This is a genomic window from Pseudomonadales bacterium, assembly GCA_024234435.1.
Taxonomy (GTDB): Bacteria; Pseudomonadota; Gammaproteobacteria; order Pseudomonadales; family Porticoccaceae; genus JACKOF01.
In genome coordinates this window covers 60744-85779 of record JACKOF010000001.1, presented here as the reverse complement: position 1 = coordinate 85779, position 25036 = coordinate 60744, and the positions used below count along the sequence as shown (strand labels likewise).

Below are 25036 nucleotides of genomic sequence, written 5' to 3'. Positions count from 1 at the left end.
TTAATCTTTTACAACAGGCAAATTCTGGTTTTTCCACTCTGCCATGCCACCACTTAAACGGCGCACCTGGAAACCTTGCTGTTTCAGAATACGTCCAGCTGCGCCAGCATGCTGACCGAGTTTATCTGCGATCACAATCACTTTATTCTTGTGGTTATTCAACTCCGCTGAGTTTTCCTTGATCTTGTTGAACGGGATATGAATGGCGCCAACTATGTGCCCTTCCTTGAAATCTTTCGACTCGCGCACATCCAGCAATACCGCCTCGTCAGCATTCAGCATGCGAGTCAATTCATGACTGGAAAGCGGCTTGCCGCTTTTTATACGCTCTGTAAATGCAAACACGTACACCAGCACCAACAGAATACTAACCAACACCCACTGTTCGCTGATAAAAGTAAAAAATTCCACGTTTGAGCCTCAATAACGTTTTCGGTTTTGTCGCGACTTATCTAAAAGCGAGCGTCAATCTCAAATCAAATAAAGCGCGCAAGTATACACGCAAGGCAACAATTTAAGAAACCGCCAACTCCCCCCGTCGGGGGACTCCGCAATAGCACTTTATGAGCAATACCGGTAAGATTCGCAGACCATTGCCGCTTTCCCTGAAAAGCGCTTTTTTGACCTACCTCCAACGATTTATGAATAACATGAAAAAACCACTTGCACTACTGATTCTGGATGGCTGGGGCCATCGTGACAACACCGAGCACAACGCTATCCACGCTGCCAAAACCCCGATCAGAGACCACCTTTGGGCCGAGCGCCCTCATACGCTGATTGATACCTCTGGTCTGGCAGTAGGGTTGCCGGAAGGTCAAATGGGCAACAGTGAAGTGGGCCATATGACGCTCGGTGCTGGCCGTGTGGTTTATCAGAACTTCACCCGAATCAACAAAGCAATCTCCGACGGTGATTTTTTTGAAAATCCGACTTACTGCAATGCCATTGACCAGGCTGTTGGAAATAACAAGGCAGTACACATTCTCGGCCTCCTGTCTCCAGGCGGCGTACACAGCCATGAAGATCATATGCTGGCTATGGCCGAGCTGGCAGTGGGCAGGGGCGCCAGAAAAATATTTCTGCACGCCTTTCTGGACGGCCGCGACACGCCGCCACGCAGCGCAGAAGCATCACTGGTGAAAGCCTCACGTAAACTGGCAGAATTGGGGGCAGGCCACATCGCCAGTATTTGTGGTCGCTTCTATGCTATGGACAGAGATAACCGCTGGGACAGAGTTGAAGCCGCCTACAACCTACTCACCCAAGGTAAGGCAGAGTTCACTGCGAAAAATGCAGTCGATGGATTACAGGCTGCTTATCAGCGTGGAGAGAATGACGAATTCGTCAAACCTACCACCATCTGTGATGACAATCAGATGCCCGTCACCATTAATGACGGTGACACTGTACTGTTCATGAATTTCCGGCCAGACCGCGCCCGCCAGTTAAGCCATGCCTTCGTAACCGAGAGCTTTGCCGGTTTTGAACGCGCCACCCGCCCCAGACTGGCGGACTTTATCATGACAACAGAGTATGCCTCTGATATCCACACCGGCTGCGCTTTCCCTCCGGAAAGCCTGAAAAATTCGCTGGGAGAATACCTCAGCCACCAGAACAAAACGCAGTTGCGCATTGCCGAAACAGAGAAATATGCACATGTCACATTTTTCTTCAGCGGCGGGCAGGAAGAGCTTTACCCCGGCGAAGATCGAATACTGATACCCTCCCCCAAAGTGACAACTTACGACCAGAAGCCGGAAATGAGTGCCTATGAGGTCACCGACAAACTGGTTGCCGCTATTGAAAGCGGAAAATACGACACGATTATCTGTAATTACGCCAACTGTGATCAGGTTGGCCATACCGGTATTTTTGAAGCGGCGGTAAAAGCAGTAGAGATCGTTGATGAGTGCCTGGGCAAAATTGTGGATGCACTGAAAAAAGCAGGTGGCGAATGCCTGATCACTGCAGATCACGGTAACGTTGAGCAAATGTTTGATGAAGTCTCGGGACAACTACACACACAACACACCACTTTGCCTGTGCCATTAATTTATGTTGGGGAAAAGGATATTACGCTGGATGAGGGGGGTATTCTCGCCGACGTTGCGCCGACCATGTTAACGCTTATGGGTTTGCCTCAGCCTGAAGAGATGACAGGGCGATCACTGATCAAATAATTCCGGGCTGCTCTTCATGATCAAAGCCGAGGTTCCTCTACTGTGCTTATTATTGCTGCTCCTCTGCACCACCGGCTTTGCCGGTGAGCAACAGGACAGGGAAAAATTAAAAGCCGTCAGTGCCGATATTCGAAAGCTCGAACGCTCATTGAAGGATGCCACCGGACAAAAGAATAGTCTCGCTGAAGAACTGAGAGCGCTCGAAACCGAAAGCGCATCTCTCCAGAGAGAGATCTCCCAATTAAAGTCCCAACTGAATCAGCTGGAAGCTGACCTGAAGCAGCTCGGCACACAGAGGGCTGAACTGCAAAGTCAAAGCCGCAGCCAGCAGCGCCTGATCTACAGCCAGGTTAACGCCGCCTATCGTCTCGGCAAGGAAGAGCCGGTAAAACTGCTGTTGAATCAGGAAGATCCCGCACTGTTCTCTCGCACACTCAAATACTATAGCTATTTCCTGCAGGCCCGGGCCAACAAACTCAACAGCTATATATCCACACTGCATGCGCTTGCGGAAACAGAAACATCTATCAAGCAGAAGACCGATAAGATCACAGTACAGCGGCAACAGCTACAAAACCGGAATGACACCCTCAGTTCTCGCAAGACGCAGCGTCTTCAGGTTATGGCAAAGCTTGATCAGCAAATTCTCACCAAACAGCAACACTTGAAAAACCTCCAGCGGGAGCGGGCTCATCTGGAACAGGTTCTGTCTGCTCTCGAAGAGGCGATAGGCGATATTCGGGTGCCGACTGACTCCCGCCCTTTTGCCAAGCAGAGGGGAAACCTGCACTGGCCGGTAAAAGGCAAACTCAGGCACAGTTATGGCAGCCTTAGAAATACCGAAATGAAATGGGAGGGCTGGCTATTAAGCGCACCGGAAGGCTCGGGCATTCACAGCATTCATCATGGCCGTGTCGTATTCTCTGACTATCTGCGCGGCCATGGATTACTGATTATTGTTGATCATGGTGATGGCTACATGAGCCTGTACGCACATAATCAAGTATTACTGAAGGAAGCAGGAGACTGGGTAACCACCGGCGAGACCATTGCCAGAGTTGGAAACACCGGGGGCCAAAAAGAGCATGCGCTCTACTTCGAAATTCGTCAGAATGGCAAGCCAACCGATCCCAGGAAGTGGCTTGCAAAAAGCTGACAGCTGCATCAGGGAACAGCTTTTATACTTTAGAGGTCACAACTAAACTGCTGACACCTCGATTAAAGGAATATTTATGAAAACCCTCTTTCCCGCATTACTTCTTTTGGCTGCCGCGCTCCAATGGAGCGCCTCGGTGCAAGCGGAAAACCCGGCACCTTCTGCTAACCCTGTCAAAAGTCAGCTGCCATTGGAAGAACTGCGGACCTTTACACAGGTTTTCGACCAAATCCGACAAGCCTATGTGGAAGAAATTGATGACAAAACGCTGCTGAAAAATGCCATTATCGGCATGCTGGCAGAACTGGACCCCCACTCCACTTACCTCGATCAGGACGCCTTCGATAGTTTACAGGAACACTCCACCGGAGAGTTCGGCGGCCTCGGCATAGAGGTGGCAATGGAAAACGGACTGGTGAAGGTCATTTCACCTATTGACGATACCCCCGCAGCAAAAGCGGGTATCAAGGCAGGCGACTTAATTATCAAACTGGATGATCAGGCAGTGCAGGGCATGAACCTGCAGGAAGCAGTAGGCCTGATGAAAGGTGAAGCTGGCGATTCTATACAGCTGACTATCATCAGGGCAGGCGAAGAAAAGCCTCTGGAAATAGAGTTGGTCAGGGCCATTATCAAGGTTCGCAGTGTTCGCAATGACATGCTTGAACCAGACTATGGATATGTCCGCATCTCACAGTTTCAAGAACACACCGGCGAACAGTTTATCGAAAGCCTGACATCGTTAAAGAAAGACAGCCCCCTTCTCAAAGGTATCGTGCTTGATTTGCGTAATAATCCAGGCGGGCTGCTCGGCGCCTCTATTGAGGTTGCTGACGCAATTCTTGAAGAAGGTCTGATCGTCTTTACCAAGGGGCGCCTTGGCGCAGCAAATATTCGCCATACTGCAAAGCCCGGCGATATACTCAGCGGTCTCCCCATCGTTGTTATCATCAACAGCGGTTCTGCTTCGGCGGCCGAAATTGTAGCAGGGGCACTGCAAGACCATCGCCGGGCACTGGTTGTAGGGACCACCAGCTTTGGTAAAGGGTCCGTGCAGACAGTACTGCCCATATCCGAAGGCCGCGCGATAAAGCTTACAACAGCCCGCTACTTTACCCCTAATGGTCGATCGATCCAGGCCGAAGGCATTGCCCCCGACATCCGGATTCCGGATGCAGAGCTGCGCTATCTGGACTCATCCCTGTCCCTCAAGGAAAAAAACCTGGCAGGGCATCTCGACAACGACCAGGAACACGCCACCAAAACGGACCAGACCAGCAGACTGGCCGATGACCATCAGTTACTTGAGGCCCTCAACCTGCTGAAAGCAGCCAACTGGTTAAGGCAGCCAAAAGTGAGAACTGAGTCACAATTATAGAGAGAAGGGTGACAACAACCCTTTGATTTCCTCTTTTTTCATTCAAAAAAGTGCTTTTTTGCTGTTTTTGATGAATAATCCGAAGTGCTTTAGGTCTAACAAAAACAAAGGAATCAAAAGCAGTTAAGGTATGCAATTATGGGTGCATTGAGAAAAGGCGAAAATGTAACGTCCTCGCAATTGAGAAGCGACCGCTTCTTTCAGTTGCATCACTTCTGGTTTTTTGCCACAAGAGAGGGCGCAGCTGTAGGCCCGTTTGATTCAAAGAACTGCGCTGAAAAAGCTGTTAAAGACTACATCGAATTCGCTGAGAAAGCCGACCCTCAGGCTCTGGAATTTTTTACCCCCGGAACCCGATACGCCGGCTAAAAGGTCCACCTTATTCGAGGCTGTAAACAGCCTCGACAGTTTTCTGCCCGCTACTCTTTTTTCTGTTCATACCCTGACTTCAACTCCTGCACGCTGCATATAAGCCTTTGCCTCGGGAATCGTATACTCTCCAAAATGAAAGATACTGGCCGCCAATACCGCATCGGCTTTGCCTTCCACAACACCATCAACCAAATGCTGCAGATTACCCACACCGCCTGAAGCAATGACCGGCACATCCACTGCCTCGCTGATTGCTCGGGTCAAAAGCAAATTAAAACCATCTTTGGTGCCATCACGATCCATACTCGTTAACAGAATCTCGCCAGCACCGTAATCGGCCATCTTTCTTGCCCAGGCAACAGCGTCAATACCGGTGGGGTTGCGCCCTCCGTGGGTAAAGATTTCCCAGCGATACGACTCACCCTCAGCACTGACTTGCTTGGCATCAATGGCAACCACAATGCACTGCGAACCAAACCGTTCAGCCGCTTCCTTGACAAAGTCAGGATTTTTAACAGCCGCGGAATTAATGCTGACCTTATCCGCACCGGCATTGAGCAATGCCCGAATGTCCTCAATTGTTCGTACACCGCCACCCACAGTAAGCGGTATAAACACCTCACTCGCCATCCGCTCGACAATGTGGACCATTGTGTCGCGATCTTCATGACTGGCGGTGATATCCAGAAACGTAATTTCATCAGCCCCCTGCTCGTTGTAGCGCTTTGCGACCTCAACCGGGTCTCCGGCATCTCGAATGTCCACAAACTGGACACCCTTCACCACTCGACCATTGTCCACATCCAGACAGGGAATTATGCGTTTCGCCAGGCTCATTTCGGCTCCCAGTAATTTCTCAATTTTCAGAGGGGTCAAACAGATGGCCCAACTTACCGGCCTTGGTTGCCAGATATTTGGCATTGTGCGAATTGCGACCGGTTTCCAGAGAAATGCGTTCAGCAACATCAACACCCAGAGCCTCGAGCGCTGTAACTTTGCGGGGGTTGTTGGTTAACAGTTTCACCCGATTGATATTGAGGTGTTGCAGCATCGCCAGACAACCACTGTAATCTCTCAAGTCAGCACCAAAGCCCAGCTGCTCATTTGCCTCGACGGTATCAGCACCCTGATCCTGGAGGTGGTATGCCCTGATCTTGTTCAGAAGGCCTATACCCCGCCCTTCCTGACGCAAATAAAGGAGTGCCCCCCTGCCACACTCGGCTATCTGGCGCATCGCCTCTTGCAACTGCGAACCACAGTCACAGCGCAGACTGCCCAGCGCATCACCCGTCAGGCACTCTGAGTGCACCCGCACGAGCACTGCCTCATCGCCCTCGCCAGGCTCGCCCATTGAAATTGCAACGTGCTCCTTTCCGGTATCGTCCTCTTCGAAACCATGAAGATGAAACACCCCCCATTGGGTGGGCAAAAGTGATTTTTCAACAAAACGTAGTGTCACCAGGAACTCCGAAAGCCATATAATTCAAATACCCCAAGAGTGGGGCGTGTATTGTAGCGGGGAACACCGGTGAGTAAAGCCGGTCATGAGCCATTCGGTTAATACTTCTGGCGCAGAATCATCACACCCTGCTCTTCTGACATTTCAACGTTGCTAAGGAAGCTGTTCCCCAATAAGGTAATGTCAGGGAAGTCTCCGATATGGACAACACCTCTGACTTTATATTGGGTGATACTACCTATTGTCAATTTGTCGAGGCTGACCTCATAAGCTTTGGCAAGCCCGCTGGCAGTGCGCATCATCACTTCTGCCCCGTTGCGATAATTTATACCCAGCCTCTTGGCCACATGCATATTCATGGCAACAACACTGGCTCCCGTATCAACGAGGAAATTCACTGGTCGGCCATTAACAAAACCATCGACGTAATAATGGCCATTATGACCACTCAGCAAACTAACCTCTGCCAATTGAGCTTCTGAATAGCTGGCAGCGATATGTTCAGAAACACCTAGCGAGAGCTTTTTTCCATTCACTTCCAGCACCGCCTGCTTGCTGTCACTGCTTATCAGCTTAACACCTTGATGTCCTGCCTCTCCCGCCTTCAATAATATCGATTCACCATCGATAGTTATCAGTGCACGTCCGTTAAACAGGCCGTCGACTCGTAATTCGGGTGCGGAACATACCGTGCCGGATACACTAAGTGGAACCAATAATGCCATCATCCTCAAAAAGCTGTTAAGCAAAACGGGCTTCATCATCACCACCATTTTGCTACCGAAAAAAGGATTAACCAGGCCATAAAGCCCGCCACGATATCATCCAGCATAATGCCCACACCTCCATGTACATGTTTATCAAGGTAACCGATTGGCCAAGGTTTCCAAATATCAAATAACCGGAACAGCAGGAATGCAGCCAGCACCCAGGACCAGCTAAAGGGGATGGCCGTCATTGACAACCAGAGCCCCACCATTTCATCCCAGACAATTCCGCTGTGATCGTGCACCCCCAATAACTTTGCCGTTTTACCACAGAGATAAATTCCCAGCAAAGCCATCAGCAGTACAACACCCAGGTATTCCAACAACGAGAGCTGTGTGAGCAGAGGTAAAAACAGGATACCCACCATCGTACCCGCTGTACCGGGCGCTTTTGGTGACAACCCGCTGCCAAACCCGAATGCCAGTAATTGCACCGGATTACGCAACAGTTGAGAAAAACCGGGGTTCACAAATACTCCTGAATCATAAAATCACACTCAGCAAAAATGCTGATAGCCTCCTACGTCGCAATTCAACACCTCTCCCTGTCGACCGATACAAACAACCGAATCACCTTCAACAATGTGTCCAATAGCAGAGGCCTCCAACTCACCCAAAGAGATCATGGCTTCAACGATATCCACCTGCTTTTCGGGCACAGTAAAACAAAGCTCGTAGTCATCTCCACCGGTCAATGCCCATTGAATCACTTGCGCATCCTCACGAATAATCGACTTCAGTGCTGCTGACAATGGCAGTTTGTGCAAGAATATTTCAGCCCCTACACCACTCTGACATGTAATATGACCTAGGTCAGCCAACAAGCCGTCGGATACATCCAGAGCAGAAGAGGCGATACCGCGCAACCTCACTCCTTCCTGCAACCTTGGAATAGGTTGATAAAAACGCGATAGCAAGTACTCACTTATTCTCTGCAGATCAACATTAAGATGCTTGATGAGTGACAGCGCAGCGGCCGCATCACCCAGCGTTCCCGTTACGTAAATATGGTCTCCCGGCTTTGCCCCCGAACGCATTAGCGCCTGCCCGGCAGGGACCGCTCCGAAAACAGCAATGCTGATGGTCAGCAGGCCGGCCGTGGTATCCCCCCCTACCAAAGGGCAGGAAAAAGTCGCGGCATCTTCCAGCAAAGCTGAACTGAATGGTGCCAGCCAATCCTCTTTAACACCGGGGATGGTAAGCGCGAGGGTAAACCCCAAAGGGCTGGCTCCCATCGCAGCAAGATCACTCAAGTTGGTTCTTAATGCCCGCCGGGCAATATCATTTGGTGCGGCATCCTGGGGAAAGTGCACCCCTGAAACCAGAGTATCAATACTGGTAACAAGTTGCTTATCGGTTCCTACCTGGAGAATTGCACCGTCATCTCCGACACCGGCAACCACGGACTCACCGTGTTGAGCTCCTGAAAAGTAACGCTCGATAAGGGAGAATTCGTTCATGAGTATAATCGTTCAGCTGCGAAGCTAAGCTCTGGCAGCCTTAATTTCTACCGCTCGGCTGCTGGTTGCAACCTTGTCCAAAATACCATTGATATATTTATAAGTGTCCGTAGGACCAAACTTTTTAGCCAGATTGACCGCTTCATTGATCACTACTTTATAAGGCACATCCACCCGGTAGAGTAATTCATAGCAACCTATCCGCAAGAGCGCTGTGGATACAGGATCCAGATCATCAGCATCCCTGTCCAGGTGACAGCTATAGGCACCATCAATGTCACCCAGCTTTTTGGGAATGCCGTGCAACAGTTCGCCAAAATATTCCGTATCCACTTTTGACATGTCGTTATCAGTATAAAATTCGGCTTCAATGGCAATGACACTCGAACCCGATAGCTGCCATTGATAAAGAGCCTGAACCAGTAAGTGGCGAGCTCGTCGACGCTGTGAGGGTAATGACACGCTATACTCCTAGATCAGTTCCGGTATCTGACAATACAGATTAACCATTTCAAGAACCGTCAACGCCGCTTCCTCACCCTTGTTTTCTTCATTATCGCCAGAACGGTCCAACGCCTGTTGCAAGTCTTCTGTTGTCAAAACTCCAAAGGCAACGGGCAGACCCGTTTGCAATGCCACTTCACCAATGCCGCGGGCACATTCACCACAGACATATTCAAAATGTGGCGTGCCGCCACGGATAACACAACCTAAGCAAATCACTGCCGAGAATTTTCCGGTTTCCGTTATTTTCTTTGCGGCTGACGGAAGCTCGAATGCGCCAGGCACTCGCACAACTGTCACTGCCTTCTCAGGCACGCCATGCCGAACCAAAGCTCGCAACGCACCTCGCAACAGCCCTTCCGTAATCTCCCCATTCCAGCGAGCCACCACAATCGCAAAGCGGGCGTCACCGGCATCAAAACTGCCTTCCACAGGTCGAAATTCACTCATTTTTCAGTACCAGTTACTATTCGCCTGTCAATCACAGGCAATATACTCAACCACTTCCAGATCAAAACCGGAAATGGCACTAAATTTAAAGGGCGCACTCATCAAGCGCATTTTGGTTACACCCAGATCCCGGAGTATTTGGGAACCCGTACCAATCTGTTGATATACCTGTTCAGCCGCGCTCGGCGCTCTTTGCAAGCCGCCAAGAAATGCTTCTATCTCGTGCTCGACATCGTTTGCCGTTTCCGGCGAAAAGATGAGCACCACAACACCGCGGCCTTCATTGGCTACGGTTCTCAAAGCCTTGTGCATGGTCCAGCTCTTGTAGCCCTCTTCACTCTCCAGAGCCAGTACATCCCTGGCGCTATTGGAGAGATGCACCCGAACCAGCACCGGCTCACCATTGGCAATATCGCCCTGGGAAAGCACAAAGTGCTTTTCCTGCCGGATATTGTCGAGATAGGTTTTAAGGGTGAATTCGCCGTAGCGAGTACTCACTTCACGCTCAGTGATACACTCCACGGTCTTTTCGTGAAGAACACGGTAGTGAATCAGGTCTGCGATCGTGCCAATCTTCAGCTGGTGCTTTTTCGCAAAGGCTTCCAGATCTTCACGGCGCGCCATAGTGCCATCATCATTCATGATTTCGACGATTACCGATGCCGCCTCAAACCCTGCCATGCGAGATAAATCACATCCGGCCTCAGTATGCCCGGCACGGCATAACACACCACCGGATTGCGCCTTAAGCGGAAAGATATGGCCGGGTTGCACAATATCACTTGGCTGTGCATTTCTCGCCACAGCAGACTGGATGGTTCTGGCCCGGTCTGCCGCAGAAATCCCTGTTGTCACACCTTGCGCAGCCTCGATGGAAACCGTGAAGTTGGTGCCGTGGCTCGCTGCATTATCATCCACCATCAATGGCAGGTTCAACCGCTTGCAGCGCTCTTCGGTAAGCGTTAGGCAGATCAATCCTCTGGCATGGGTCGCCATAAAATTGATATCTTCCGGACGCACCATTTCCGCGGGCATCACCAGATCGCCTTCATTTTCGCGATCCTCATCGTCCATCAGAATCACCATCCGGCCCTGCCGAATGTCCTCGATTAACTCTTCAACGGTATTCAGTTGCATAACTTCTCTTAATGATTGTTTTCCACAATTACTTTCAGACGTTGGCTGCGGCGTCCCCCTGAAGCAACCGCTCCAGGTACCTGGCAACCAAATCCACTTCAAGATTCACTTTGCTGCCCGACTGATACGTTCCCATTACGGTGTTTTCCAACGTGTGAGGAACAATATTTAACTCGAATTCAGCACCTTCAACCCTGTTGACTGTCAGACTGGTGCCATCGACCGTAATCGAGCCTTTATGGGCAATATACCTGGCCAGATGATCCGGGGCTCGCAGCCTGAAGCGTTCAGATCGAGCTTCCGGGTGGCGGCTTACCACTTCACCTACCCCATCTACATGCCCCGATACCATATGACCACCAAAACGAGCAGTAGCCGCCATTGCTTTTTCCAGATTTACTCTGGTGCCAACACGCCACTCGCCAATAGTGGTCAGAGCAAGACTCTCAACAGAGACATCTGCAACGTAGCCATCACCTGGCAATTCAACCACTGTCAGACAAACGCCGCTGGTGGCAATGCTATCACCCAACGAAATGTCCGCCAGATCCAGTTGATCAGCTTTGATCCGCAACCGCACGTCACCCTCACGCGTTTCACAGGCAGCCACTTCACCAACAGCTTCAATAATTCCGGTAAACATGCAAAACCTCAATCTCAACGCTGCAACGCAGCTGTTATCCGCCAATCGTCACCGACAGCCCGTAAATCCGTAATGATCAAAGGCACTTGCTGGGCCATTTCCTGAAAGGGCAATTCAAGCAATGGTCGGCCGTGGCTTCCCAACAGCTTTGCCGCCATGTAGACCACCAATTCATCAACCAGTCCAGCCTCCATAAACGCACCCGCCAACCCTGCACCTGCCTCAACCAGGACATCGTTACAGTCCCGCATTGCCAGCTCTTTCAGCAGCGCTTCCAAGTCAACGCGTCCGTCTCTTGGCAAACAAATCACTTCAGCATTTTCCCGCACACCTTCTGCGGCACTCGCCATGAGCACTGAACCGGGTTGGGCGAATATTCTTGCCGATGCGGGTGTTCTCAGTCGACTATCAACTAACACCCTCAGCGGTTGCCGCTGCACAAGCTCATCAGCCAGTATTCGTTCCAGGCCCAGTTCGTCAGCCCGAACCGTCATGGCGGGGTTATCCTGCAGCACTGAGCCAACACCGGTGATGATTGCTGCATGGCGGGCTCTGAGTCTTTGTACATCACGCCGGGCATCTGACCCGGTTATCCACTGGCTTTCGCCGCTCGCCATTGCTGTACGGCCATCCAGACTCATGGCCAATTTCACCGTCACCCAGGGTAGCCCGCGACGCTGACGCTTCACAAATCCTTTATTCAGGGATTCCGCCTGCTCCTCCTGCAAAGGCCCCACTACTTCAATACCAGCACTGCGCAGTTTCTCCAGCCCGGCACCCGATACCCGCGGATTAGGGTCTTCCATAGCGTAGACTACGCGCAGCACACCTGCACTAATCAACGCGTCAGCGCAGGGCGGCGTGCGGCCATAATGACTGCATGGCTCCAGTGTGACATATACCGTACTACCTGAGGCTCGATCTCCCGCTGCATGCAAAGCATTAACTTCAGCATGGGGTCCACCGGCCTTTCGGTGCCAACCTTCACCGACAATATCGGCGCCTTTGACTACCACACAACCCACACAGGGGTTAGGCCGCGCGGTATAACGCCCTTTCGCAGCGAGCCTCAAAGCATGAGACATCATCCGATTGTCAAAAGCAGTCAGCATTATTCAGGTGTTCTTGGCGGCCGCAGGCGTGCTTTCGAGCTTGTCCAGCTCAGCACGAAACTCACTGATATCCTGAAAGCTGCGGTATACCGAAGCAAACCGGACATAGGCAACTTCGTCCAGCTCACGCAACCTTTTCATTACCTCTTCACCCAGCAACCGGGAAGGAATCTCGCGTTCTCCCGTCGCTTGCAGGAAATGCTTAATCTGGGTAATGGCGGCTTCCACTTCTTCCACGCTCACCGGGCGTTTTTCCAGCGCACGTTGCAACCCAGCACGCATTTTTGCTTCATCGAATGGCTCGCGGGTGCCATCACTTTTAATCACCCGAGGCATTAACAGTTCAGCCATTTCGTAGGTAGTAAAGCGTTCCTTACAGGAAAGGCATTCCCGACGGCGACGCACCTGACCACCCTCAGCAACCAGTCGTGAGTCAATCACCTTGGTATCATCTGTGCTACAAAAAGGACAATGCATGCTCAACCCCTGGGGGCATCAAAAACAGGACGCGTATATTACCATATTTTGGCCGCACTCCCCGCACACCCACTGAGCGCATTAAAGATGCCACGGCTTAATAAAAAGCCCCGCCTGGGCGGGGCTCTGGAAGTATTCCTCAATAAACCCGTCACTGCCGATCAGGCATAAACCGGGAATCGGGCACAGATCTCCAGCACTTTCGCTTTCACATCAGGAATAACTGTTCCAGATGTTCCGTTTTCCAAGCTATCAAGCACATCGCAAATCCAGTGCGTCAGCTGTACGGTTTCAGCAACCCCAAAACCACGTGTCGTGATGGCCGGAGTTCCAACTCTTAATCCGGAGGTGACAAATGGCGAACGAGGATCATTCGGCACCGCATTTTTATTCACCGTGATATAAGCCTCCCCCAGAGCGGCATCAGCATCTTTGCCGGTATATTCCTTGCCAATCAGATTAACGAGCATCAAATGGTTTTCCGTACCGCCGGAAACAATATCAAGTCCGCGCTCAACAAATGTTGACGCCATCGCCTTGGCATTTTCTATTACCCGCTGCTGATAGACTTTGAACTCATCGCTCATGGCTTCTTTAAAGGCAACGGCTTTGGCTGCAATCACATGACACAAAGGGCCACCCTGGCCACCCGGAAAAACAGCTGAATTGATTTTTTTGGCAATCTCTTCGTCATTGCAAACGATCAGGCCACCACGCGGGCCACGCAGGGTTTTGTGAGTAGTCGATGTCACAACATCCGCAAATGGCACAGGATTAGGGTACACGCCCGCCGCGATCAGGCCTGCCACATGCGCCATATCAACCATTAAATAGGCACCCACTTTATCCGCTATCTCGCGGAACCGGCCCCAGTCGATAACCTGAGAATATGCAGAAAATCCGGCGACAATCATCTTCGGCTTGTGTTCAAGAGCCAGAGACTCAACTTCACTGTAATCAATCAAACCGGTATCAGTATTAACACCGTATTGAACAGCACGATAGATTTTGCCGGAAAAATTGGGTTTCGCGCCATGAGTCAGGTGACCACCTGCATCCAGACTCATACCCAACACCGTTTCGCCTGGCAGCATCAACGCCTGATAAACTGCACTGTTCGCCTGAGAACCCGAGTGTGGTTGCACATTGGCAAAATTGGCGCCAAACAACGCTTTCACACGCTCAATCGCCAGCTCTTCCGTTTTATCCACAAATTCACAACCGCCGTAATAACGCTTGTGTGGATACCCTTCTGCATACTTGTTGGTCAACTTGGTACCTTGCGCCGCCATCACCATCGGGCTGGTGTAATTCTCGGAGGCAATAAGCTCAATATGCTCTTCCTGACGGGTCTCTTCCTGCTGTATGGCCCGCCATACTTCGGGATCAAACGCTGCGATAGTTAAGTCTTTATCAAACATGATTTCAAATCTGACTGAGTGGTGGATGTTAGGTGAAAATGAAGCGCGAATTCTACACGAACAGCAGAGCAGTCTCCATGCCTACTGGCGAAAATATGATCAGCAATTCGCCACCAATCTTTAACAACCAGGCATTGATGGAACGGTCGTGAAAACTACACGCCCGGCATCAGGCCGGGCGCAGATTCTGCAATAATTAAACCGTTATTTCTTGCTGGCAAACAACTGCATGATACTGGCAAAGTCGATATCCGCATTATTGCGGCCATCCACCTGCGAGCCCTGACTGTGCTCTGCGTAAAGGTCTGCAGCCAGCTGTCCCATTGGCGTGTAAGAACCACTGCCGCTTGCTGCCTGTTGAGCCAACCCCAGATCCTTTTGCATCAGCTTGACCATAAATCCGCCCTGATAGTTGTTGCTGGACGGCACGCCATCCATCACTCCCGGGCAAGGGTTGTATTTTTCCAGCGACCAGTTGCAACCCGAGCTTTTCAACATAATTTCACTGAGTGCAGCCGGATCGAGGCCATTATCAATGCCCAGCTGAAGCGCCTCCGCAGTACCAGCCATGTGAATGGCCAATAACATATTGTTACAGATTTTTGCTACTGACCCGGCACCGTGGTCGCCAGCGCGAAACACGTTGTTACCCATTGCGCTCAGAACAGTTTTTGCCTGCTCAACATCTTCAACCGGACCGCCGCACATAAAAGCCAGGGTTCCCGCAGCCGCAGCCGCAACACCGCCTGAAACCGGCGCATCAACAAACTTCAGCCCGCGCTTTTGGGCTTCTTCAGCGACGCGGCGAGAATTTTGTGGCGCCACCGTTGAACAGTCAATGATCAGCGCACTACTTCCCACGTGGTCCAGCAGCTTGTCGTTATCAATCATCACACTTTCAACAATGTGACCGTTTGGCAGCATGGTGATAATAAAATCGGCACCATCAATTGCCTCTACGGCAGTACTGGCTGCATGACAGCCGCCGTCTACTGCATGCTGCAAAGCTGCGGGTGACAAATCAAAAGCATGTACCTCAAACCCGGCTTTTACCAGGTTTATGGCCATTCCTCCTCCCATATTACCCAAGCCAACAAAAGCTACTTTCTGTGCCATGGTCTACTCCTGATCAATCTTTAAATTACTCGGATGTTATTGTCCGCAAATACAAACGCTATTACAGTTCTGCCAGAGGGTGTTCGCCATCCCAGGGTGGAGTGAAGTGCTGCTCCACAAACTCCGGTGTTACTTCCGCGACCGTCGCCGGTTTAAATTTCGGATCTCTGTCCTTTTCAATCAGCAGCGCCCGCACACCTTCCTGGAAATTACCAATACGGGCACAATTCGCTGAAATAATCATTTCCATTTTAAAAATATCGTTCAGGGACATACCCTTGCCGCGCTGTAACTGCTCCCAAACCAGATAAATGGTGGCGGGACAGCCTTGAGCCATCCCCTTTGCTGCATTTACCAACCATTTGTCATCACCATCGTAACCGGTTATTGCCGCAACAACTTCCGGCACCGATGAATAGTCAGTGCTCTGCTGGATATAATCGTAGTGCGCTTCCACCTGGCCAGCAGGTTTGGCTCCCGAAGACTTGCTTTCAAATTCGGCAATCACCTCAGCAACCTGGTCGTGGGCATTTTCCGACCAGGCAATCGCTGCCAATGCATCGATCACCGCCTGGCGCTGATCATGGGTGACAAAACTGTCTGCCAAGCCTACATAAATAGCATCAGCGGCGTTGATGGATGCTCCCGTCAGGCCAAGAAACAGGCCGGTATTACCCGGCGCGTGATTCAAAAACCAGGTGCCGCCGACATCCGGGTACAATCCGATAGTAACTTCCGGCATCGCCATCCGCGTGGTCTCGGTAACAACGCGATGACTACCACCACTCATTAAACCGAGTCCGCCGCCCATAACAACACCGTTACCCCAGACAACCAGAGGCTTGCTGTAAGTATGAATGGCATAGTCGAGCCGATATTCTTCGGCAAAAAAGGTTTCCGGATAGTCGGTAGCGTCCTTCATGCCGTGATAGAGCTGCACAATATCGCCGCCGGCACAAAAGGCTTTATCTCCCGCACCCTGCAAAATCACACAGGCGATACTATCGTCATCTGCCCAGACATTGAGCTGTGGATGCAGCAACCGAACCATCTCAAGACTGAGAGAGTTCAGCGCTTTTTCCGCATTCAGTGTCGCTACCGCGATTTTCTTGCCATTGCCTGAAGGAATCTCTTCAAACAGGACGACATCTTCTGTTACGACTTGATCTGTCATTAATTCCTCAACCTACCTGTCTTGTTTCTACATTTTGCAAGGAGACACGTATCTAACAACCCCCAAACGGGATCAGGCGTTTTTCCACTCCGGCTTACGCTTTTCAACAAAAGCACCGACACCTTCTTTCTGGTCTTGCGTATCCCAAAGCTTCACAAATAATTCACGCTCTTTGGTGTAGGCGCTATTGATGTCACCACCGCGAGCCTCCATGATCAATTCCTTACAGAAGCGAACAGAAGTGGGGGACTGCTTGGCGGCTTTTTCCGCCAGCTCTATTGCTTTTTCAAGGCCCGCCCCGGTCGGCACAACTTCACTTACCAAACCAATTTTTTCAGCCTGATCAGCTTTCAAACGTTCACCGAGCAGTATCATGCGCTTGGCCCACTGCTCGCCAACCAACCAACTCAACTGCTGCGAACCCAAACCACAAGGCAATAAACCAACCGCAGCTTCAGGCAAAGCCATTTGGGCTTGCTCTTCACAAATTCGAACATCGCAACTCAACGCAACTTCCAGGCCACCACCCATGGCAAAACCGGTAATAGCCGCAATAGAAACACCCTTATAGGAAGCCAATGCTTCAAAGGCCGAACCAAAGGCTTGGGCAAACTCAAATGATTTACCTTTGTCATCGTGATTAAAACGGTTCAGGTCAGCACCCGCACAGAAGAACTTTTCGCTTTCACTGGCAATCACCAGCGCATAGTTATCTTTATCTTCATTTAACTCAGCAACCAGGTTTTCTAGATGCTTGAGACTTTCTGGTGTCCATGTGTTGGCCGGCGGATTGTTCATGGTAATAATCGCCGTATGGCCACGTTTTTCAAATTTTAGCAAATCGCTCATGAGCTGCTCCTTACATGTCTGTCATCTTTCCTGACAATGCATTCACTGTCAGGACTCAACCACCCGAAGAAAACCTAACGAATAACATCCACTGCACCTTCCTGCAGTATCCGGCGGGCAACAATGACTCGCATAACCTCATTGGTGCCTTCAAGAATCTGGTGCACACGAGCATCACGAAAATGGCGCTCAATTGGGTACTCCTTGATATAACCATAACCACCATGCAGCTGAATCGCTTCATTACAGACCTGAAAACCGATATCGGTAGCAAAGCGTTTTGCCATTGCACAGTAGGTCGTTTTATCCGCATCACCATTATCCAGCTTGGAGGCCGCCAGACGCACCATCTGCCGGGCGGCAACCAGATCTGTAACCATATCCGCCAACTTGAACTGCAAAGCCTGAAAATCAGCCAAGGCCTGACCAAACTGCTTGCGTTCCAGCATGTATTTTTGAGAATGATTAATGGTGGCTTGCGCCGCACCGACGGAGCAGGTTGCAATATTGATGCGACCACCATCAATACCTTTCATGGCAATTTTAAAACCCTCGCCCTCTTCCCCCATCAAGTGATCGGCGGGAATACGCACGTCTTCAAAGGTAATCGCGCGGGTGGGCTGACTGTTCCAGCCCATTTTGTCTTCATTCTTGCCGTAATGAATGCCTGGCAGATCGGCAGGAATGGCAAATGCCGAGATACCTCTGGCACCATCCTGTTGGCTACCGGTACGAGCCATCACAACCAGCAGATCGGTAGAACCGGCACCGGAAATAAACATTTTGCTGCCGTTAATGACGTACTCATCACCATCGAGAACAGCACTGGTACGCAGCGACCCCGCGTCACTACCTGCGCCAGGTTCGGTGAGGCAATAAGAGGCTAGTTTCTGACCGGATGTCAGCTCGCCACACCATTGCTCTTTAACCGCACCCGTTCCCCAGGTGCACACCATCCAGGCGGCCATATTGTGAATAGAAATAAATGCCGCAGTCGACGTACAACCGGCCGCCAGCTCTTCCAGAATAATGGCGGCATCAAGGCGGGAAAGCCCCATTCCACCATGTTCCTCGGGGCAATACATACCACAAAACCCCATTTCGCCCGCTGCCCGTAGCACATCGACGGGAAAAATTTTCTTTTCATCCCACTCGGCAGCGTTGGGGGCCATCTCGCCCTCAGCAAAGGCGCGGGCAGCCTCCTGAAAGGCCGCCTGTTCGTCGTTCAGACTAAAATCCATCGGCAATATACCTGCTTATGACTTTGGTTTTATTGATTTTGTTACTTTATTGGAATTTATTGATTGCACTGGCAAACAGCACTTCATCAGCCGGCAGCTCTTTGGTTTTTTCCAACGGCTTCGATACCCAGGTTTCATTAATCAAATCTCGCCAGGTAATATTGTTGTTGGTGCTGTTACCGCCCCAGGAACCACATCCAAGTGAAAAAGTCTGGCGCATGCCGTTCCAGAGATTACCACTGTTCGAAGGAGCCTGAGGCTGGTTAACCATAACCCGGGAAGTTTTCGTTTCCATCGCGTACTTCAGGATATTGTCATCGTTGTGAGAATAGATACCGCAAGAGTGCCCCTGCCCCTGATACGCCTGAATAGCGTTAGTCAACGCAATCGCCTCATCCAGATCAGCAGCTTTGTAGAAAGCCATGGTGACAGACATCTTCTCCCCGGAGAAAGGCGCACAAGCTCCCGCTTCAGTTTCAGGCACAATGAAGAACTGCTTGCCTTCCGGCAGGTCGAAACCTGCCATTCCGGCGATATTCTCGGCAGGCTGGGCAACAATGGCAGAATTGATGTGGCCATCTTCCCAGATCACAGCCTGCAACTTCTCTTTTTCCTCAGCGCTAACCACATAACCGCCCTGATCCTGCAATTTTTGCAGCAGGGCATCATAAACTGGTGCAAAGGCAATGACTGAATTATCAGACGAACAGGATGCCGCCAGGTCCAGTGTCTTCGAAATACGGATTTTTTCGGCTGCTTCATCCAGGTCAGCTGTGTCATCAACCGTGATGACAGCGTTACCTACACCCACACCCAGCGCAGGCGTACCAGAAGAGTACGCCGCCGTTACCATTGCCGCACCACCTGTCGCCAGAATACGGTCACACTGCTTCATCAACGCGTCGGTTTTTTCCATACTGGGGATATCGATGCCAATCACCAGATCCTCCGGCGCACCACAGGCTTTGATGGCCTCGCGCAGCAAGCCAACGATCTTGGCGTTGGTAAGCTTGGAACGCGGGTGCGGTGCCAGAATAATTGAATTGCGGCCCTTGATCGCCGAGATAGACTTGATTACGGGTGTTGCTTCAGGGTTGGTGCAGGGAATCAGCGCACCAATCACCCCCACAGGTTTGGCGATTTTAATGATATTGCGCGCTTTGTCTTCTTCAATAACACCTACAGATTTGTCATCGATGATGTCATAGAGCGTTGCGCGGGTTTTACGTGAAATTTTCAGAAACTTGCCTTCGTAGTTTCCGAGTTGTGTTTCGTCAACGGTGAACTGGGCAATTTCTTCTGCCACCCCAGGGCGAGCCACTGCCCAGACCATCGCCGTGATCAGCTCATCGACCTGTTCCTGGGTGTAGTTCTCTATCTGCTTTTGAGCTGCACGTGAACGCGCAATTAACTGTTCTATTTCGGCCGCTGCTTCATTGGCAATATCAGTCATTTTCACACCCCTGTCAGTATGTTCGTTTCATGGTGACCGCTAAAAAAGGGAAGGAAGTAAAACACAGTGTTACTTCGCGGTAAATGCGGCAGAGCATTCGACCACATCTTCCTGAAAGACTACATTGACTATATTGTGTTTTTGATGGATTATATTGCTCCTAAAGTTACCCCTGTGTTTATTAACCAACTCCCTGCCAGCAAACTGCAGGCAGGCTTTTGCCGCACATGGAGAACGCTATGCAGCTGGAAAAATTTGACTCACACAACCTCATCAGTACAAAACAGCTTTCCAGGGTGGTCCGGTGCGTCTGAGCCACTGCCATAACATCTATGATCTTCGCTTGCGGGCAAAGCGCAAGCTGCCAGCCCCCATATTCCATTACATTGACGGCGGCGCAGAAGATGAATGGACGTTGCGCCGCAACTCCGGGGCATTTAACGATTACGAACTAATTCCCAACTACCTTACCGACGTCAGCAATATAAATACTGCCACACGTCTGTTTAACCGCCATATTGACTGGCCGGTCATTCTGTCTCCCACAGGCATGAATCGCCTGTTCCATCATCAGGCAGAACCTGCAGTTGCCAGAGCAGCAGCTAAAAGTGGAACTTTTTACACACTCTCAACCTTGGCAACAACCTCTCTTGAGAATATCGCCAAAGAAACAGGTGGCCCCAAGATATTCCAGATCTATATACTCAAGGACCGCGGATTAACTGCCGAATTTGTCCAGCGTTGCAAGGTGGCAGGCTACGACGCCCTTTGCCTGACAGTAGATACGGCAATCGCCGGCAATCGCGAGCGCGATCTGGTGCATGGCATGAGCATGCCGCCCAGATTTACCGCGAAAAGCCTGTGGAGCTATGCAACTCATTTTGAGTGGGCGCTAAATCTGTTACTGCAACCGCAGTTCACGCTCGCTAACATCAGCAGTAAAACCCATGCCCTGGGCACAAACACAACATCAGTGGCTGACTATATAAACAACCAGTTCGATCCAAGCATCTGCTGGGATGATGCCGCATGGCTGGCAGAACTGTGGGGAGGACCCTTGACCATCAAGGGGGTGCACTCAGTACACGACGCCCTTAAAGCAAAAGAGATAGGCGCCACCAGCATCATGATTTCCAATCACGGCGGCCGACAGCTGGATGGCGCACCTGCCGCTGTAGATTGCCTTCCACCAATAAAAGAAGCCCTCAAAGACGATCTGGAGCTGATTGTCGACGGCGGTATTCGTCGTGGCAGCCACGTAGTCAAAGCACTTGCACTCGGCGCCGATGCCGTCTCCATCGGCCGCCCCTACCTCTACGGCTTGGCAGCAGGTGGCGAAGCAGGTGTTGAAAAGGCGCTGCACATACTCAAAACAGAAGTCGCTCGCTGCATGGCTCTGCTTGGCTGCCGCACCTCAAAAGATATCAATAGAAGACATGTTCAATGCCGTACTCGCCTCGCCTCGAACACCACCAGTGAGGACCTCTCACTGCCTGAAAATAATAATGTACCCCCAAACAGAGAGAACCTCAGACAATGTTGAGCATTCTTGGCCTGATCGTCGCACTCAGCCTGCTGATTCTAATGACCATTCGCGGTATGAGCCTGCTGGTTGCCGCTCCCCTGGCAGCCGTTATTGTTGCCTTGTCAGGATCACTGCATCTACTGCCATCTGCAGGAACAGAAACAAATTTTATCGAAGCCTATATGAATGGGTTTAACTCATTTGTTGGTTCCTGGTTTTTCATGTTTCTGTTTGGCAGCATTTTCGGCAAGTTTATGGAAGAAACCGGTGCCGCACATAGTATTGCCCATTGGATCACCGCAAGAATCGGCGCCCAGAACGCCATGCTGGCAGTAGTACTGGCGTGTGCAGTGATGACTTATGGTGGTGTCAGTGTGTTTATTGTTGCCTTCAGCGCCTACCCCATTGCTGTCAGCCTGTTCAAAGAGGCAAACCTGCCTCGGCGTTTTATTCCGGCAACGATCGCCTTTGGCTCTATAACATTCACCATGACGTCGGCCGGCTCACCGGAAATTCAAAACTGGATACCCATAAAATATCTGGGCACCTCACCATACGCCGCGTGGGAAGTGAGCATTGTCGTTGCCATCATCATGGCCGTCATGGGGTATTTCTGGTTGAACCGCATGCTCAACCATGCCGTAGCCAGTGGTGAGGTTTTTGAAACCCGCGAAGACGACCCGGTAGCAGAAAAAACAGGCGCAATTAGCGGGCCGAACCCCATTGCATCATTGCTACCACTGTTATGCATTCTGCTGATAACCTTCTTTTTTCATGAAAGTCTCAAGCAATCCGCACTACTGGTAGCACTGTTTGCCGGTTGTATAGCCGCCTGGCTACTGGCGCCAAAAAACTTCAAGAATATCAACGTAACGATGGGCGAAGGGGCCATGGGCGCACTGATAGCCATCGCCAACACCGCCGCCGTTGTAGGCTTTGGCTCTGTTGTCAAAGTATCACCCGCCTTCGACATGCTGGTAAATTCGCTGAATGCCATTCCTGGCAACCCGTTGGTAGCTGCCGGAGTCAGTATTTCACTTATCGCTGCGGTCACCGGTTCTGCTTCGGGAGGGCAATCCATCGCATTGCCTGTGCTGGCTCCGGATTTTCTCGAATCGGGAGAAGACCCCGAGGCACTGCACAGGGTGGTTGCCATTTCTTCCGGAGCACTGGATTCCCTGCCTCATAACGGCTTCGTCGTCACACTGATTCGGGCCATTTGCGGTGAATCCCACAAAACGGCCTATGCCCCGCTTGGTGCGGTAACGGTAATCGTTCCTTTAATAGGCACTATTATCGCCACCGCATTGTTATCGCTGTAACAGCCCACAAGGATGCCTGACGCTTATGACCCTGACATCTGAATGGCCATTACCCCAGCAAGGCATCCGCTTTATGACACCGAAGTTCCTCGTGGAATTTTTGCGAAAATACCCGTTGAGTCGCGACCTTTACCCCCTTGCCACAGGCTACTACCCCGCGGCCGCAGGGCACAGCCTCAAGCGCCTGAAACACAACAATCATTTGCTGGTATATTGCAGCTCCGGCAAAGGCTCACTGGCAGCCTATAACAAAACCTGGCGCGTCAGCGCAGGAGATTTCTTTATCATGCCGAAAGGCGTTGCCCATCAGTACCGGGCTAACCGAAACACCCCCTGGACGATCTACTGGGTCCACTACGACGGCGACCAGGCCAACGATTACAATCAATTCGTTGGAAACAGTTCGCTCGTCAGCCATATCGGGCCCCAGCCACGCCTGCTGGCAGACTTCGAAACACTCTTCAGTCTGCGAAAAGCCAATTATTCGAAACCGGCATTTGTGCATGCCGCCTGCCTACTCAAACAAATGCTCACCAGCATTGCGACACTGGAGCGCCTGAATCACTCCCTGCGTGGACAACAACTCGACATTCACCATATTCAGCAATTAATGCAGGTACGGGTTGCAAGAGACCTGGACCTGGCATCCCTGGCGGAAGAAGCACGATTGTCAAAATACCACTTCTCACGAAAATTCAAGCAGCTAACGGGCCATTCTCCGATACAGTATTTTATTCACCTGAAAATGCAGTATGCCTGCCAGTTACTGGACAGCTCCATCGACTCCATCAAACAGATTGCCGCCAAGGTGGGTTTTGATGACCCTTACTACTTTTCCCGACAATTCAAACAGGTCATAGGCTTGTCTCCCAGCCAGTACCGACAGGAACGTCAGGCTTAGTTTTTTGCAAGAACCAACCGAGTATGACGCGCTACATGCACAGCCTAGCCCAACCCAACAAACGGAGATTTTCTTGTACTTATGATAACTGTCCATCTAAACTTGTCAGTTATGCAATCTACCCTAGGATCAACAATAATTTAAGGAAATCAGCCATGGCTAAATCTATTACCTGTTTACTAGCGGCAATTACTTTATTTTTTTCCACTCAGGGCTTCACCCTTTCTGCTACAGATGAGCACAATATAAACCTCCTGATAAATGGTGGTCCCGCCAGCGTTCGCAACGCAGCTAAAAACCTGTACCACACTGGCGAAACAAACACCGAAATACTGGACGTTCTGGCTGAAGTTCTACTGCAAAATTATCACAAGTCAGACAACACAAATATCGATGCAATGTCCTGGGCCAGCAAGGCCTTAGGCAACTCCGGCCTGAGTCGTTACCGTAGCACACTGGCAGAAGTTGCGGAGAACGGTGCTCATCGAAAACTGAAAAAGTATGCAAAGAAATCTCTCAAAAACCTGGGCGAAGATAACGCAGAACAATATACGAAAGGCAGTATCTCCTTAGCTAACCTTCGCGAAGGAAAGGGTTCTAAACCAACAGTTTCTCGCAAACCAGCAAAATCATCACCTACTAAAACAGCCGCCAGCGGGGGGGCGTCACTCACGGAGGTGAAAGTCGGCATGAGCATGTCTCAGGCTTATGCTTTAGTCGGAGAACCAACGGCTACAACAACCTACCAAACCGGAAAGGCATGGATCCCCTTCAACTTTAAGGGTGGAGATGTCGCCAGAACAGCAGCCTTATACAAAGGGAAAGGACGTATTGTTTTTTCTAACGAAAGCCATTACTCCGCATCCTGGCGTGTTCTTGAGGTACTCATAGACCCTAACGAAACAGGTTACCCCTAGCAGACACTATCTGTTCAGC

26 protein-coding genes are annotated in these 25036 nt (G+C 50.8%); 8 read left to right on the top strand and 18 right to left on the bottom strand.

The genetic code is table 11. The features are described from left to right. Positions 1-411, bottom strand: coding sequence for a rhodanese-like domain-containing protein (locus H7A02_00420; GenBank protein ID MCP5170718.1), 411 nt, complete (start codon positions 409-411; stop codon positions 1-3). A 239-nt stretch (positions 412-650) separates the two neighbouring features. Here H7A02_00420 and H7A02_00415 point away from each other — a divergent pair, with 239 nt between their 5' ends. From H7A02_00415 to H7A02_00400, 4 genes are all read left to right on the top strand, one after another. Further along, positions 651-2183 (top strand): 2,3-bisphosphoglycerate-independent phosphoglycerate mutase, encoded by a 1533-nt coding sequence (locus tag H7A02_00415; protein MCP5170717.1) that lies wholly within the window; start codon positions 651-653, stop codon positions 2181-2183. A gap of 16 nt (positions 2184-2199) precedes the next feature. Then, a complete protein-coding gene (locus H7A02_00410) occupies positions 2200-3339 on the top strand; it encodes a peptidoglycan DD-metalloendopeptidase family protein (protein MCP5170716.1) in 1140 nt (379 codons plus the stop codon). A 76-nt stretch (positions 3340-3415) separates the two neighbouring features. Next, a complete protein-coding gene (locus H7A02_00405) occupies positions 3416-4717 on the top strand; it encodes a S41 family peptidase (GenBank protein ID MCP5170715.1) in 1302 nt (433 codons plus the stop codon). A 138-nt stretch (positions 4718-4855) separates the two neighbouring features. Beyond that, positions 4856-5086: a hypothetical protein gene (locus tag H7A02_00400; protein ID MCP5170714.1), complete on the top strand. Its 231-nt coding sequence runs from the start codon at positions 4856-4858 to the stop codon at positions 5084-5086. A gap of 66 nt (positions 5087-5152) precedes the next feature. Here H7A02_00400 and hisF read toward each other — a convergent pair whose 3' ends face one another. From hisF to H7A02_00315, 17 genes are all read right to left on the bottom strand, one after another. Then, positions 5153-5926, bottom strand: coding sequence for an imidazole glycerol phosphate synthase subunit HisF (gene hisF, locus H7A02_00395; GenBank protein ID MCP5170713.1), 774 nt, complete (start codon positions 5924-5926; stop codon positions 5153-5155). 19 nt (positions 5927-5945) lie between these two features. Continuing rightward, positions 5946-6548 (bottom strand): GTP cyclohydrolase II, encoded by a 603-nt coding sequence (gene ribA, locus H7A02_00390; GenBank protein ID MCP5170712.1) that lies wholly within the window; start codon positions 6546-6548, stop codon positions 5946-5948. Positions 6549-6646: 98 nt separating this feature from the next. Continuing rightward, the gene (locus tag H7A02_00385; protein ID MCP5170711.1) at positions 6647-7312 is read right to left on the bottom strand and encodes a TIGR02281 family clan AA aspartic protease; all 666 of its coding nucleotides are present in this window, start codon (positions 7310-7312) and stop codon (positions 6647-6649) included. Continuing rightward, positions 7312-7785: a phosphatidylglycerophosphatase A gene (locus H7A02_00380; GenBank protein ID MCP5170710.1), complete on the bottom strand. Its 474-nt coding sequence runs from the start codon at positions 7783-7785 to the stop codon at positions 7312-7314. Before H7A02_00380 ends, H7A02_00385 begins: the two co-directional genes overlap by 1 nt. A 27-nt stretch (positions 7786-7812) precedes the next feature. Further along, the gene (gene thiL / locus H7A02_00375; protein ID MCP5170709.1) at positions 7813-8775 is read right to left on the bottom strand and encodes a thiamine-phosphate kinase; all 963 of its coding nucleotides are present in this window, start codon (positions 8773-8775) and stop codon (positions 7813-7815) included. Positions 8776-8799: 24 nt separating this feature from the next. Beyond that, entirely contained in the window at positions 8800-9237 is a 438-nt protein-coding gene (gene nusB, locus H7A02_00370; protein ID MCP5170708.1) for a transcription antitermination factor NusB, read from the bottom strand. Between the two features lie 9 nt (positions 9238-9246). Continuing rightward, on the bottom strand, positions 9247-9729 hold the full coding sequence (locus H7A02_00365) for a 6,7-dimethyl-8-ribityllumazine synthase (GenBank protein MCP5170707.1): 483 nt from the start codon (positions 9727-9729) through the stop codon (positions 9247-9249). Positions 9730-9756: 27 nt separating this feature from the next. Next, positions 9757-10866, bottom strand: a complete 1110-nt coding sequence (ribB, locus tag H7A02_00360; protein MCP5170706.1) for a 3,4-dihydroxy-2-butanone-4-phosphate synthase — start codon at positions 10864-10866, stop codon at positions 9757-9759. A gap of 34 nt (positions 10867-10900) precedes the next feature. Continuing rightward, the gene (locus H7A02_00355; GenBank protein MCP5170705.1) at positions 10901-11509 is read right to left on the bottom strand and encodes a riboflavin synthase; all 609 of its coding nucleotides are present in this window, start codon (positions 11507-11509) and stop codon (positions 10901-10903) included. Positions 11510-11523: 14 nt separating this feature from the next. Then, complete coding sequence (gene ribD, locus H7A02_00350) at positions 11524-12621, bottom strand: bifunctional diaminohydroxyphosphoribosylaminopyrimidine deaminase/5-amino-6-(5-phosphoribosylamino)uracil reductase RibD (GenBank protein ID MCP5170704.1); 1098 nt, start codon at positions 12619-12621, stop codon at positions 11524-11526. Between the two features lie 3 nt (positions 12622-12624). Next, positions 12625-13098: a transcriptional regulator NrdR gene (nrdR, locus tag H7A02_00345; GenBank protein MCP5170703.1), complete on the bottom strand. Its 474-nt coding sequence runs from the start codon at positions 13096-13098 to the stop codon at positions 12625-12627. A gap of 161 nt (positions 13099-13259) precedes the next feature. After that, positions 13260-14519, bottom strand: a complete 1260-nt coding sequence (locus H7A02_00340) for a serine hydroxymethyltransferase (protein ID MCP5170702.1) — start codon at positions 14517-14519, stop codon at positions 13260-13262. 204 nt (positions 14520-14723) lie between these two features. Next, a complete protein-coding gene (gene mmsB, locus H7A02_00335; protein MCP5170701.1) occupies positions 14724-15635 on the bottom strand; it encodes a 3-hydroxyisobutyrate dehydrogenase in 912 nt (303 codons plus the stop codon). A 61-nt stretch (positions 15636-15696) separates the two neighbouring features. Continuing rightward, on the bottom strand, positions 15697-16809 hold the full coding sequence (locus H7A02_00330; protein ID MCP5170700.1) for an enoyl-CoA hydratase/isomerase family protein: 1113 nt from the start codon (positions 16807-16809) through the stop codon (positions 15697-15699). A 72-nt stretch (positions 16810-16881) separates the two neighbouring features. Beyond that, complete coding sequence (locus tag H7A02_00325) at positions 16882-17658, bottom strand: enoyl-CoA hydratase (protein MCP5170699.1); 777 nt, start codon at positions 17656-17658, stop codon at positions 16882-16884. 74 nt (positions 17659-17732) lie between these two features. Next, the gene (locus tag H7A02_00320) at positions 17733-18899 is read right to left on the bottom strand and encodes an acyl-CoA dehydrogenase family protein (GenBank protein MCP5170698.1); all 1167 of its coding nucleotides are present in this window, start codon (positions 18897-18899) and stop codon (positions 17733-17735) included. A 46-nt stretch (positions 18900-18945) separates the two neighbouring features. Further along, positions 18946-20352, bottom strand: coding sequence for an aldehyde dehydrogenase family protein (locus tag H7A02_00315; GenBank protein ID MCP5170697.1), 1407 nt, complete (start codon positions 20350-20352; stop codon positions 18946-18948). A 304-nt stretch (positions 20353-20656) separates the two neighbouring features. On the opposite strand from H7A02_00315, the gene H7A02_00310 reads away from it, so the two are divergent. From H7A02_00310 to H7A02_00295, 4 genes are read left to right on the top strand one after another with little or no spacing between them, the layout of a single operon-like run. After that, on the top strand, positions 20657-21895 hold the full coding sequence (locus H7A02_00310; protein ID MCP5170696.1) for an alpha-hydroxy-acid oxidizing protein: 1239 nt from the start codon (positions 20657-20659) through the stop codon (positions 21893-21895). Next, positions 21889-23199 (top strand): GntP family permease, encoded by a 1311-nt coding sequence (locus tag H7A02_00305; GenBank protein MCP5170695.1) that lies wholly within the window; start codon positions 21889-21891, stop codon positions 23197-23199. Before H7A02_00310 ends, H7A02_00305 begins: the two co-directional genes overlap by 7 nt. A 25-nt stretch (positions 23200-23224) precedes the next feature. After that, positions 23225-24100, top strand: a complete 876-nt coding sequence (locus H7A02_00300) for an AraC family transcriptional regulator (protein MCP5170694.1) — start codon at positions 23225-23227, stop codon at positions 24098-24100. A 23-nt stretch (positions 24101-24123) separates the two neighbouring features. Next, entirely contained in the window at positions 24124-25017 is an 894-nt protein-coding gene (locus H7A02_00295) for a hypothetical protein (protein ID MCP5170693.1), read from the top strand. Positions 25018-25036 lie beyond the last annotated feature (19 nt).